The sequence below is a fragment of the Siccirubricoccus soli genome, from assembly GCF_024178315.1.
GTDB classification, from domain to species: Bacteria; Pseudomonadota; Alphaproteobacteria; order Acetobacterales; family Acetobacteraceae; genus Siccirubricoccus; species Siccirubricoccus soli.
The window spans coordinates 1-11,766 of record NZ_JAMZIK010000166.1 but is presented as its reverse complement, the minus strand read 5'-3'; the positions used below and the strand labels follow the sequence as shown (position 1 = coordinate 11,766).

9 protein-coding genes are annotated in these 11,766 nt (G+C 70.3%); 3 read left to right on the top strand and 6 right to left on the bottom strand.

Annotated features, from left to right (window positions below):
• The coding region (locus NJ376_RS23255) for an FUSC family protein (protein WP_252955674.1) at positions 1–1,770 on the bottom strand (1,770 nt) is incomplete at its 3' end.
• Positions 1,771–2,370: 600 nt separating this feature from the next.
• On the opposite strand from NJ376_RS23255, the gene NJ376_RS23250 reads away from it, so the two are divergent.
• The 3 genes from NJ376_RS23250 to NJ376_RS23240 are packed head-to-tail and all read left to right on the top strand — an operon-like array spanning position 2,371 to position 6,131.
• A complete protein-coding gene (locus NJ376_RS23250) occupies positions 2,371–4,161 on the top strand; it encodes a flavin-containing monooxygenase (RefSeq protein WP_252955673.1) in 1,791 nt (596 codons plus the stop codon).
• 60 nt (positions 4,162–4,221) lie between these two features.
• Positions 4,222–5,370: an iron-containing alcohol dehydrogenase gene (locus tag NJ376_RS23245; protein WP_252955672.1), complete on the top strand. Its 1,149-nt coding sequence runs from the start codon at positions 4,222–4,224 to the stop codon at positions 5,368–5,370.
• Positions 5,367–6,131: an enoyl-CoA hydratase/isomerase family protein gene (locus NJ376_RS23240; protein WP_252955671.1), complete on the top strand. Its 765-nt coding sequence runs from the start codon at positions 5,367–5,369 to the stop codon at positions 6,129–6,131. The genes NJ376_RS23245 and NJ376_RS23240 overlap by 4 nt, the downstream gene beginning before the upstream one ends.
• Positions 6,132–6,134: 3 nt before the next feature.
• Here the strand turns inward: NJ376_RS23240 and NJ376_RS23235 are convergent, their stop codons facing one another.
• The 5 genes from NJ376_RS23235 to NJ376_RS23215 are packed head-to-tail and all read right to left on the bottom strand — an operon-like array spanning position 6,135 to position 11,707.
• Positions 6,135–7,094: a Bug family tripartite tricarboxylate transporter substrate binding protein gene (locus tag NJ376_RS23235; protein WP_252955670.1), complete on the bottom strand. Its 960-nt coding sequence runs from the start codon at positions 7,092–7,094 to the stop codon at positions 6,135–6,137.
• 12 nt (positions 7,095–7,106) lie between these two features.
• Positions 7,107–7,817 carry an ABC transporter ATP-binding protein gene (locus NJ376_RS23230; RefSeq protein WP_252955669.1) on the bottom strand — a complete coding sequence of 237 codons (711 nt, stop codon included), beginning with the start codon at positions 7,815–7,817 and terminating at the stop codon, positions 7,107–7,109.
• Positions 7,810–9,615: a branched-chain amino acid ABC transporter ATP-binding protein/permease gene (locus NJ376_RS23225; protein WP_252955668.1), complete on the bottom strand. Its 1,806-nt coding sequence runs from the start codon at positions 9,613–9,615 to the stop codon at positions 7,810–7,812. The genes NJ376_RS23230 and NJ376_RS23225 overlap by 8 nt, the downstream gene beginning before the upstream one ends.
• On the bottom strand, positions 9,612–10,502 hold the full coding sequence (locus tag NJ376_RS23220; RefSeq protein ID WP_252955667.1) for a branched-chain amino acid ABC transporter permease: 891 nt from the start codon (positions 10,500–10,502) through the stop codon (positions 9,612–9,614). The genes NJ376_RS23225 and NJ376_RS23220 overlap by 4 nt, the downstream gene beginning before the upstream one ends.
• A 2-nt stretch (positions 10,503–10,504) precedes the next feature.
• Positions 10,505–11,707, bottom strand: coding sequence for an ABC transporter substrate-binding protein (locus tag NJ376_RS23215; protein ID WP_252955666.1), 1,203 nt, complete (start codon positions 11,705–11,707; stop codon positions 10,505–10,507).
• Positions 11,708–11,766 lie beyond the last annotated feature (59 nt).

Sequence of the window (11,766 nt, the reverse complement as noted above, 5' to 3'; positions counted from 1 at the left end):
CGGGGCGGGCAGGCGGGGCGCGGCCTGGCGCAGCCGCAGCAGGTTCAGCGCCGCCCGCAGCTCCGCAAGCTCCCGCGCGCCGAGCGTGGCGGGATCTCCAGCGCCAAGCCGCGCCGCCGCCGCCTCGAAGCGGTCCAGCATGGCGCTGGCGATGCGGCGGAGGTCGGGCGGCGGGGTGCGGGCCTCGGCCAGGCGCAGCAGGTCGCGGCGGTCGGCCGCGCTCAGCCGCGCCACCCGGCGCTGGACGCCAAGGTTGCGCAGCAGGCGGGTGGCGAGCAGCGCCGCGCCGAAGCCGAGCAGCATGGCGCAGGCGCCATCGAGGAAGGCAATCGGGTCGGCCTCGTAGCTGCCCTGCAGGGCGAGCAGGGCAAGGCCGTTGATCGCCACGGGCGCCGTGCGCGGGGTCAGCGCCGGCACCGCCAGCAGCGCCCCCAGCGGCAAGTAGCAGGCGCCGAGCACCAGGAGCAGCAGGGCAAAGCCATCCACCGCCGGCAGGATGGCGAACAGGTAGGTGCCGGAGACCAGCACGGCGATGGCCACGCCCTGCATGAAGCGGAGGATGGCCGGCGCCGGGTCGTCCAGCCCGGCGAAGAGGCTGCCGCCCACTGCCGCCATCATCGCCGTGGTGGCGCCGGCCGACCAGCCGGTGAGGATCCAGAAGGCGCAGGCGGCGCAGATCGCCGCCATCACCGCCAGGCCGGAGAGCCCGACCAGCAGCGGATCGACATGGCCGGGCAGGCGCAGCGCCGGCTGGGCCGGCACGTCCAGCGGCAGGGCGATGGTGCCGAGGCGAAGGGCGCGGCCATGGCAGGCGGCCCAGGTGGCGACGAGCTCCCGCAACCGGTCCAGCAGCCCGTCCCGCAGCAGTCCGGCCCAGTCGCTGCTGCCCATCTCCGCCGCCGCCAGCCTGGCCTCCAGCGCCGCCGCCCGCTCCGGCCGCGCCTCGCGCATCCAGGCGGCGACCTCGGCCAGCAGCGGCTCCAGCGCGGCCAGCGCCGCCGGGTCCTGCGCCCGCAACGCGGCGATGCGGTCGGCCGCGGCGCCGGCGATCACCGGGATGCGCCGCGCCCGGTCGCGCAGCCCGGGCAGACCCCGCAACGCCCTGCTGCCCTCCTCGTAGCGCGCCTGCTGGAACATCGCATCCAACGCCGTGCCGTCGCGCGCCAGCCGGCGGCGGTCGGCGGCGAGGCGGGGCAGGTCGCCGGATAGCGCATCGGCGGCGAGGCGCGCGACATCCGCGATCCAGGCCTCCAGCCGCTGCAGCAGCAGGGGCGTCGCCGGCTGCGGCAGCAGGATGGCGTGCAGCGCCCAGGCGCAGGCGATGCCGAGGCCGATCTCCTCCAGCCGCAACAATGCGGTCTGGAACACCGCCTCCGGCGCCGTCAGTGCCGGGAAGCCAACGATCGCAGCGGTATAGCCGGCCAGCATGAAGCCATAGCTGCGTGGTGTGGGGTCGAGTTGCGCTGCCATCAGGCAGAGCCCGACCCAGAGCGCGAAGACCAGGACCAGCAGCGGCGGCGCATCGACCAGGGCAGGGATCGCCAGGGCGGCGAAGCCGGCGCCGGCGATGGTGCCGGCGAAGCGCCACAAGGCCTTGGCCCGCAACGCCCCGGCGGAGGGCTGCGCCACGATATAGACCGTCGTGGCTGCCCAGTAGGGACGCTCCAGCCCGGTGCCGAGCGCGACCCAAAGTGCCAGCGCCGCCGCCGCGAAGGTGACGGCGGAGAACTGCCAGGCGCGCGGGCCCGGAAGCCAGGCGGGCAGGGCCATGGCGGGCCGACCTATGGCCGTGGCTGCGTGCCGCTGCCGGCCCCGGGGGCGGCCCCCGGGGCGGCAGCGGCACGCAGCCACGGGGAGGGGAGGGCGGGCATGTGGGCGGCGATCCTCGACAAATGGCGTGCTGACGCAAAGGCCCGCGCTGCGCCGGGTTCCGCCCGGGCAAGCAGAGGCAGGCGGGCGAGGCGCGGAACGGGCGTCGCCGCGGCGCCGGGCTACACCGAAGGGGCCGCCCTCGTCAGGGCATCACGACGTTTTGCAGGGGCCGAAGATTTTCCGCTGCGGTCCCGAAGCGGTGCCGCGCCGCATGCCGACGCCGCGAAGGCCCTTCCCGCTTCCGGCAGCCCTGACGACGACCGGCCCAGGGTGGCCGGCCGCCGCGTCCGGGATCGCGGCGATGAAAAGCCTCTGCATGCGGCGGCCATTGTGAATTCGGCTTGTTCCCGCTGTCGCTCTCTGCGCGACAAGGATGGCGGTGCAACGACCCGCACATCGGCGCAGGCTCGGGCGGTATGCATGGACGGACGTCCGACTGCCCGACTATAAATCGACCAAAGGCCAGCTCCGGCTGCACTTCCCGAAGGCGAGGAAACCATGGACGATTTCGACCAGGCTCTGCGCGAGTTCCATCTCGCACATCAGGCAAGGTGCGAGGCCGCGGACTGGCTCGGGAAATTCGAGGCGGCGCTGGCCTCGCGCGATCCCGTGCGGATCGGCGCCCTGTTCCACGCGGACTCCCATTGGCGCGATGTCCTGGCCTTCACCTGGTACATGACGCCGGTGGCAGGCCGCGACGAGATCGCCCGCCGCCTTGCTGCGGAGCAGGGGCGCACGGCCGCACACGGCTTGCACCTGCCGAAAGGCCGGAAGCCGCCGCGTCACGTCACGCGCCTCGGCGTCGACAGCATCGAGGCAATCTTCGAATTCTCGACAGCGGAAGGTCGCGGGGCGGGCATCGTCCGCCTCTCCGCCGCCGCGGAGGGCGAGGCAAAGAAGGCTTGGCTGCTCTCGACCACCTTGCAGGCGCTGACGGGCCATGAGGAGAAGATCGGCGCCAACCGCCCCACCGGCGCCGCCTATTCGCGCAATTTCGGCGGCGACAACTGGGCGGATATGCGCCGCAAGGCCGTCGCCTACGAGGACCGGGATCCGGCGGTGCTCGTCATCGGCGGCGCCCAGGCGGGGCTCTCCATCGCCGCGCGGCTGAACCAGCTTGAGGTGGACACGCTCGTCGTCGAGAAATGGCCGCGCATCGGCGATAGCTGGCGGAAGCGCTACCACTCCCTGGCGCTGCACAACTCCATCCACATCAACCACCTGCCCTACATGGAATTCCCGCCGACCTGGCCGACCTACATCCCGAAGGACATGCTGGGGAATTGGTTCGAATTCTATGCCGACGCCATGGAGATCAATTGCTGGACGGATACCGAATTCGTCAGCGGCGCCTGGGACGAAGCGGCGAAGTGCTGGACCGCACGGGTGCGGCGCGGCGATGGGAAGGAACGCGTCTTCCGCCCCCGCCACCTGGTCTTCGCCAATGGCGTCAGCAGCTACCCGAAGATCCCGGAGCTGCCGGGCCTGAAGGACTTCAAGGGCGAGATCATCCACTCCGAGGGCTTCGACAGCGGGGCCGCCTGGGCGGGGAAGCGGGCGCTCATCCTCGGCACCGGCAGCAGCGCCAACGACATCGCGCTGGACCTGCACAGCCATGGCGTGCACACCACACTCATCCAGCGCGGCTCCACCACCGTCGTCTCGATCAACCCGAGCGCCCGGCTCAACGAGGCGGTCTGGAACGAGGGCGGGGCGCTCGAGGACAATGACCTCATCGTCGCCTCCGCCACCCCGCCACTGGTCCGCAAGGCCTACCAGGCGGTGGTGAAGCGCATGCTCGAATTCGACAAGGAGATGATCGAGGGCCTCAAGGGCATCGGCTTCAAGCACGATATCGGCGAGGACGAGACCGGCCACCAGATGAAGTATTACCGGCGCGGCGGGGGCTACAACCTCGATGCCGGAAGCTCCGCCCTGATGATCAAGGGTGAGCTGGGGCTGCTGCAATTCGACGCGATCGAAAGCTTCACCGCCGGCGGCGCGCTGCTGAAGGACGGGAAGACGGTGCCGGCCGACCTCATCGTGCTGGCGACGGGCTACTACCCGCAGCAGGAACTCGTCCGCCGTGCGCTGGGCGAGGAGATGCTGGAGCGCATCGGGCCGGTCTGGGGCATCGGCCCGAATGGCGAGCTGAACAACATGTACAAGCGCACGCCGCAGCAGGGCCTGTGGTTCATCGCCGGCGGCCTGGCGCAATGCCGGATCAACTCGAAATACCTGGCCTTGCAGATCAAGGCGATGGAGCTCGGGAAGCTCGGGCCGCTCTGATCCGGCGCTGGCCGGCACTGGACTCCATGCTACCCTCCCCGAAAAGAGGAGGAGACGCCGATGGGCCGCAACGGGCGCGTGGTGTTCAGCCGCATGGAAGAGGTGGTGTTCGGCCGGCCCGCTGCGGCAGCGGTGGCGGAACTGGCCGAGCGCATGGGCGCGAAGCGCGTGCTGGTGATGGCCAGCGCGACGCTGGACCGCGAGACTGGCCATGTCGCCGGCATCCGGGATGCGTTGGGGCCACGCTTCGCCGCGCAGTACCAGGGCATGCCGGCGCATTCGCCGCGCGCCGCCGTACTGGATGCCGCGCGCATGGCGCGCGAAGCCGGTGCCGACCTGATCGTCACGGTGGGGGGCGGCTCCATCACCGACGCGGCCAAGGCGGTACAGCTCTGCCTGGCGAATGACGTGGACAGCACCCAGGCGATGGACCGGCTGCGTTCCGGCGGTGCGCCGCTGCGGGCGCCCGGGCTGCGGCAGGTGACGGTGCCCACCACCCTCTCCGCCGGCGAGTTCAGCGCCTTCGCCGGCGTCACCGATGAGCGCAGCAAGGTGAAGGAGGTGTTCCACCACCCCGGCACCATCCCCGCCGCAGTGGTGCTGGACCCGGCGATGACGCTGGCGACACCGGAATGGCTGTTCCTCTCCACCGGCATCCGCGCGGTGGATCATTGCGTGGAGGGCATCTGCTCGCCCGAGGCGCATGCCTTTGCCGATGCCCAGGCGCTGCGCGGCCTCGCGCTGCTGGCCTCCGGCCTCACGCGGGTGAAGGCGGATCCGGCGGACATCGAGGCGCGGCTGGATTGCCAGCTCGGCGCCTGGCTCTCCATGGCGCCGCTCGCCACCGGCGTGCCGATGGGCGCCAGCCATGGCATCGGCTATGTGCTCGGCGCCGCCTTCGGCATCCCGCACGGCCATACTTCCTGCATCATGCTGCCAGCGGTGATGCGCTGGAACCTGCCGGCGAATGCCGAGCGCCAGGCGATGGTTGCCGCCGCCATGGGCCAGCCGGGCGGCGAAGCGGCGGCGCTGCTGCACCGGCTGATCGAGGGGCTCGGCATGCCGCGCAGCCTGGGCGCCGTCGGCATCGGGCGCGACGCCTTCGACCGCATCGCCGAGGCCGCGATGGCGACGCCCTGGGTGCCGCGCAATCCGCGCCGCATCGAAGGCCCGGCGCAGGTGAGGGAAATCCTGGAGTTGGCGGCATGAGCCGGTTCGAGAGCTACCGTGACAAATTCTCCTGCCTGAAGATGCGGCGGGAGGAGGGCATCCTGGAGATGCGGCTGCACACGGAGGGCGGGCCGCTGCGCTGGGGCCTGGTGCCGCATGGCGAACTGCCGGACGCCTTCGCCGAGGTGGGGCGGGACCGGGAGAACCGCGTCGTCATCCTGACCGGCACCGGGGACGAGTTCTCCGGCATCCGCGCCACCGCCGGCACGCGCTCCTTGGCGCAGGGCATCACCGCCAATGCCTATGACCGGGTGCATTGGGAAGGGCGGGCGCTGCTGATGAACCTGCTCAACATCGAATGCCCGGTGATTGCCGCCATCAACGGCCCGGCCTGGCGGCACTGCGAGATCCCGCTGCTGTCGGACATCGTCCTGGCTTCGGAGACGGCGCAGTTTCAGGACTCGGCGCATTTCATGTCCGGCATGCTGCCGGGGGACGGTATGCACATCGTCATGCCCCTGCTGATGGGCATGAATCGCGGCCGGTACTTCCTGCTGACCGGCCAGACGCTGAGCGCCGAGGAGGCGAAGGCGCTCGGTCTGGTGAACGAGGTGCTGCCGCAGGACCAGGTGCTGGCCCGCGCCTGGGAACATGCGCGACTGCTGGCGGAGAAGCCGACCCTGCTGCTGCGCTACACCCGGCTGATGTTCACCGAACATCTGCGCAAGCGCATGCAGGACCTGCTGGGCTACGGCCTGGCCATGGAGGGGCTGGCCCTGATGGAGCAGCCCCCCGGATAGGCGCTATTCGGGCTGGATGCCGGCCAGACGCATCAATTCCCGGTTGCGCCGCCGGTCCTCGACGATGCGGGCCAGCATGTCGGCGCGGCCGCGCCCGGCCGGCACCAGCCCGTTCTCCGCCAGCTTCGCCGCCGCGGCTGCTGTGGCGAAGGATCGCTTCACCGAATCTTCCAGCTTCTCCAGCAGCGCCGGCGGCAGGCCGGGCGGCGCGGAGAGGCTGTACCAGGGCAGCATGACGAAATCCTCGTAGCCCAGCTCCTGCATCGTCGGCAGATCAGGATAGCCTGGAATGCGCTGCGGCGAGGGGGTGGCGATAGCGCGCAGCCGACCACCCTGCACATGCGGCAGGGCCGCCGCCATGGTCGTGAAGATCATATCCGCGCGGCCGGCGATGATCTCGATGAGGGCAGGCGGGGTGCCGTTGAAGGGCATATGCAGCATGTCGATGGTGTTGCGCCGGCAGAAATCGACGCCAAGCAGATGCGCGACGGAGCCGACGCCCCAGCTCGTATAGACCAGCTCCCCCGGCCGCCGCTTCGCTTCCGCCACCAGATGCTCGACGCTCTGCCATTTCGGCTGGGCAGCGACGAAGTAGAGTGCCTCGCTGAGCAGCGAGATGTGGTGGAAATCCGCATCCGGGTCGAAGCCCGGGTTGCGATAGGCGTATTGCGCCATGGTGAAGGTGACGTTGGTGGCGAGCAGCAGGGTGGTGCCGTCCGGCCGCGCCCGGGCCACATAGCGTGCCGCCACGGTGGTGCCGGCGCCGGGACGGTGGTCGTTCACATAGGTGCCGCCGCCGAAGCTCTCAGCGAAGCCTTCGGTCAGGATGCGGCTGGTCACCTCCTGCCCGGCGCTCGGCGAATAGGGCAGCACGATCGAGACCGGGCGGCCTGCGGTGAAGCCTTGCGCCCGGGCGATGACAGGAGCGGAAAGGGCGCTGGCAAGCAGCGCACGGCGAAGCATCGTTGGTGTCTCCTAAAGATAGCTTGCGGCCAGGGCCTTGCCGTCGCTGCCCTGCAGCAGCTCCGCACTGGGACCCTGGAGGACCACGCGGCCGCGCCGCAGCACCAGGCAGTGGCGCGAGACCTTCAGCGCCAGAGTCGCCATCTGCTCAGCGATGACGACGGTGATACCGCTGCGAGCGGCGTAGTCGGTGATAAAGCCGTAGATCTGCTGCACGATGATCGGCGCCAGGCCTAGCGAGGGCTCGTCCAGCAGCAGGCAGCGCGGGCTGCGGATGGTGGTGCAGCTGAGGATGACCATCTGCTGCTGCCCGCCCGAAAGCAGCCCCGCCGGGGTTCGGGCCTTCTCCTTCAGGATCGGGAAGCGGTCATAGATCTCGGCCAGCGAGGCGGGCAGCGCCACGCGGCGCGCGCCGAAGCTCCAGGCCAGCTTCAGATTGTCCTCCACCGTGAGCTGGCGGAACAGCCGCCGCCCCTCCATGGCATGGGCGATGCCGAGCTTCGCCCGCGCCGGCGCTGGGAGGCCCGTGATGTCCTGCCCATCCAGCAGCACGCTCCCGCCCACCACCGGGGCGATGCCGGAGACGGCGCGCATGAGCGAAGACTTCCCCGCGCCATTGGCGCCGAGGATGGCGGTGATGCCGCCGGGCTCCGCGCGCAGCGAGAGATCCTCCAGCGCCCGCACCGCGCCGTAGCGCACCGTCACGCCGCGCAGCTCAAGCATGGGCGGCCTCGTCGCCGAGATAGGCGGCGATCACCTGGGCATCGCCGCGCATGCCGGCGATGTCGCCGCGATAGATCATGCGGCCGCTGTCCAGCACCACCACGTCATCCACCAATTCCGCCAGGAAATCCATGTGGTGGTCGATCAGCAGGATCCCGATGCCCATGGCCTTCATGTCGCGGATGAGTTGGGAGAGCCGCTCCATCTCAGCCTCCGAAAGGCCCGCGGCCGGCTCGTCCAGCAGGATGATTCGGGGCTGCGCCAGCAGCGCGCGTCCGACCTCGGCCATGCGGCGGGTGCCGTAGGGCAGGGTGTCGATCGGCCGGTCGGCGACATCGGTGAGGTCGGCCAGTGCCAGCACCGCCTCCACCAGCGCAAGCTGCGCGGCCTCGTCGCGGGTGGCGCCGGGCAGCGCCAGCGCGGCGGCGAGGCCCGTGTGGCGGAACTGCCGATGCGCGCCCAGCAGCAGGTTCTCCCGCACGGTGAAATGCGGCACCAGGCGCGGGTCCTGAAAGGTGCGAACGACACCGGCCGCCGCCACCTGATGGTCGGGCAGGCCGGTGATGTCCCGCTCGGCGAAGCGCACCCGCCCGGCGCTCGGGCGATAGATACCGGTGACGACATTGACGAAGGTGCTCTTGCCCGAGCCGTTCGGGCCGACCAGAGCGGTGATCCGCCCCGGCTCCAGCCGCAGCGAGACATCATCCACCGCCACCAGCCCGCCGAAGCGCATGGTGATGCCTTCCGCCTCCAGCGCCGCGCCCTGGCCGGCCGGCCGGAGCGTTGCGGTCTCCGCCCGTCGTGCCGCGGCGCGAGCCAGGGCGCGGGGCCGGATGAAGCGCGGCGGCAGGAAGAACAACCCGCCGATGCCGCGCGGCAGCACGAGGAGGGAGAAAGTGAGGACCAGCCCATAGGCGATGAACTGCCATTCGGCGAAGACCTGCAGCCGTTCCGGCAGGAAGGTGAACAGCGTCGCGCTCAGCACCTGCCCGGCGATGGAGCCCAGCCCGCCGACGATGGCGATGACCAGCACCTCGATGGAGCGCGGCAGGGCGAAGCTTTCCGGCCCCAGATAGCCGACCAGATGCGCGTAGAGCGCCCCCGCCAGCCCGGCCACCGCGCCGGAGAGCGCATAGGCGAGCTGCTTGGTGCGCCCGGCCGGGATGCCGATGCTGCCGGCCGCGACCTCACTGACATGGATGGCGTAGAAGGCACGGCCGATGCGCGACTGCGTCAGGTTGCGCATCAGCAGGACGATGCCGGCCGTGATCAGCAGCAGCAGCCGGAAATAGCCCAGCCCGTCCACCTTCACACCCAGGATGGTCAAGGTGCGCAGCGCCGCCGAAGGCACACCCGGCAGGCCCATGGTGCCGCCGGTGACGTCGTTCCATTCTCGCACGATCTCGAAGAACACCATGCCGAAGCCCAGCGTCATCATCGCCAGATAGACATCGCGCACCCGGTTGGCCGGGAAGGAGAGCAGCCAGCCGGTCAGCCCCGCCAGCAGCACCGCGACCGGCACGCCGAGCGCCACGTCCAGCCCGTGGGTCTTCACCAGAATCCCGGTGCAATAGGCGCCGATGCCGAAGAAGCCGGCATGGCCGAGCGAGATCTGCCCGGCGAGGCCGGTGAGCAGGTTGATGCTCTGGGCGAAGATGGCGGCGATGAGGACGAAGCTGGCGATCTGCACCGTGCCGGGCGAGAGCCAGGGCGCGCCCAGCAGCAGCGCCGCTACCAGCAGCAGCCCCAGGCGCCAATCCGCCACCAGGGCGCTGAGCCATGCGCGCACGGCATTCATGCCTTGCTGACCTCCGGCCGGCCGAACAACCCCTGCGGCCGTACCGCCAGCGCCAGCATCAGCAGTGCGAAGGCGATGCCATGCTCCGCTGCAGTGGAGACGTAGCCGCCGACCAGCTTGCTGAGGATGCCGACCACCAGCCCGCCGGCCAGGGCGCCGAAGGAACTGCCCATGCCGCCCAGCACCGCGGCGACGAAGCCCAGCAGCACCAGGTCGAAGCCGAAGGCCGGATCCACCGTGCCGCCGATCTGCGCGATCAGCACCCCCGCGACGCCCGCCAGGATGGAGGACAGCATGAAGGAGCCGAGCACCAGGCGCCGTACCGGAATGCCCTGCACCAGCGCCAGCTCCGGGTCCAGCGAGACGGCATGCACCGCCCGGCCCCACACCGTCTTCCGCACGAAGAGCTCCAGCGCCAGGATCAGCGCCACCGCCACCGCCAGCACCACCAGATATTGCAGGGAGACGTACTGGCCGAAGAGGGTCACGTAGTCCTGCGCCGAAAACACCACATCCGGGAAGGCCATGGCCTGGGAGCCGAAATACTTCGCCGCCATGCCCTGCAGGAAGATGCCGAAGCCGAGGGTCGAGACGACCCACCCCATGCTGCCGCCGCTGGCCTTCAGCGCCGGCCGCACCGTCCAGCGCTCAATGAACATGCCAAGCGCGGCGACCACGGCGAGGCTGCCCAGCACCGCCAGCGCCACGCCGATCCCCTGGCTGGACAGCCAGACGGTGAGCATGGCGCAGAGCATCATCAGCGAGCCCTGGCCGAAATTCAGCGTCTTCGTCGTCCAAAAGGTCAGGTTCAGGCCGAGCGCGATGAGCGCGTAGACCGCGCCCACGCTGACCCCGGCCAGCAGCAGCGAGAAGAAGAAATCATCCATCGCTAGTCGCGCAGCTCCAGCACCACGCGGCCGTCGCGCCGCTGCATCTCGTACATGCCGAGATCCTCCAGCTTCAGCGCCACGTGGTTCTGCGGCGTGAAGCTGATGCGGCGGATGGTGGCGCCTTCGTAATCCGTGGTCTGGTCCAGCGCCTTGACCATATCGGGGGCGCTGGTGGAGCCGGCGCGACGAATGGCGTCCAGCAGCAGGTTGATGCAGTCATAGCCGCTGGCCACGGTGCCGGCGAGGGAGATGAGCGGGTTGGCGGCATCGGTGCCGTACCAGCGGTCGGTGCCGAATTTGGCGCGGTAGAGATCGGCGAATTTCTGCGCCGCCGCGTGCATCGGCCGGCGCCCGAAGGCGGCGTGGTTCACCGCGCGGGTGCCGGCTGCGAGATCGCCGGCACCCTCGATATAGGGCACCGTCACCGCGCCGGTGGAGCCGTAGAGCGCGGGGTTCATGTTCAGCCGGCTCATGTTGCGCCGGATGACGGCGAAGTCGGCGCCCAGGCCGATGACCAGCATCGCCTCGGCATTCGCCCGCTGCACCCGCACAAGCTGCGCCGTCATGTCCTGGGCACGCTGGTTGTAGCTCTCGACCGTCACCCGGGCGCGGGGATTGCGGCGCTGGATCTCCTTGCGCACCAGATCGGCGCCGGTCACCCCATAGCCGGTGCTCTCATGCAGCACGCCGATGCGGCTGAACTCCGACAGCGCCGCTGCCAGCTTCTCCGACTCGACCACATTGCCGATGGAGATGGAGAAGAGGTTGGGCCGCGGCGGCTTGTCCGAGCCGTTGGGATAGACGATGGAGGGCGTCTGCGCCTGCGGATTGATGATCGGCCTGCCGTCGGCCTGGATCATGTCGGCGATCGCCAGGGTTGGGCCGGAGCCGGAGGGGCACATCAGCCCGACGATCTCTCGGTTGTCCAGGATGCGGCGGAGGTTCTGCACCGCGCGGTCGGGGACGAGCTGGTCGTCCAGCACCTCGGCCAGCTCCACCATGCGGCCGCTGATGCCGCCGGCCTTGTTGCACTCCTCCACCGCGATCTGCGCACCGCGGTTGATGCCCTCGCCGAACTCGTTGAACGGCCCGGTGAGGGCGGCGGTGAAGCCGAGCTTGATAGGGGCGGATTGCGCCCGCAGCACCCCGGGCATGGCCAGCATCGCGGCGCCGAGCGCCAGATCCCTGCGGCTGATCTTCATTCTCGTTCCCTCCCCGCGACGCCGGAGCTCAGCCCTGGCCCGCCGCCTTCAGCTCTTCC

Coding starts and splice junctions, on each gene's coding strand:
- NJ376_RS23250 (WP_252955673.1), top strand. CDS start 2,371: ATGGACGATTTCGACCAGGCTCTGCGCGAGTTCCATCTCGCACATCAG.
- NJ376_RS23245 (WP_252955672.1), top strand. CDS start 4,222: ATGGGCCGCAACGGGCGCGTGGTGTTCAGCCGCATGGAAGAGGTGGTG.
- NJ376_RS23240 (WP_252955671.1), top strand. CDS start 5,367: ATGAGCCGGTTCGAGAGCTACCGTGACAAATTCTCCTGCCTGAAGATG.
- NJ376_RS23235 (WP_252955670.1), bottom strand. CDS start 7,094: ATGCTTCGCCGTGCGCTGCTTGCCAGCGCCCTTTCCGCTCCTGTCATC.
- NJ376_RS23230 (WP_252955669.1), bottom strand. CDS start 7,817: ATGCTTGAGCTGCGCGGCGTGACGGTGCGCTACGGCGCGGTGCGGGCG.
- NJ376_RS23225 (WP_252955668.1), bottom strand. CDS start 9,615: ATGAATGCCGTGCGCGCATGGCTCAGCGCCCTGGTGGCGGATTGGCGC.
- NJ376_RS23220 (WP_252955667.1), bottom strand. CDS start 10,502: ATGGATGATTTCTTCTTCTCGCTGCTGCTGGCCGGGGTCAGCGTGGGC.
- NJ376_RS23215 (WP_252955666.1), bottom strand. CDS start 11,707: ATGAAGATCAGCCGCAGGGATCTGGCGCTCGGCGCCGCGATGCTGGCC.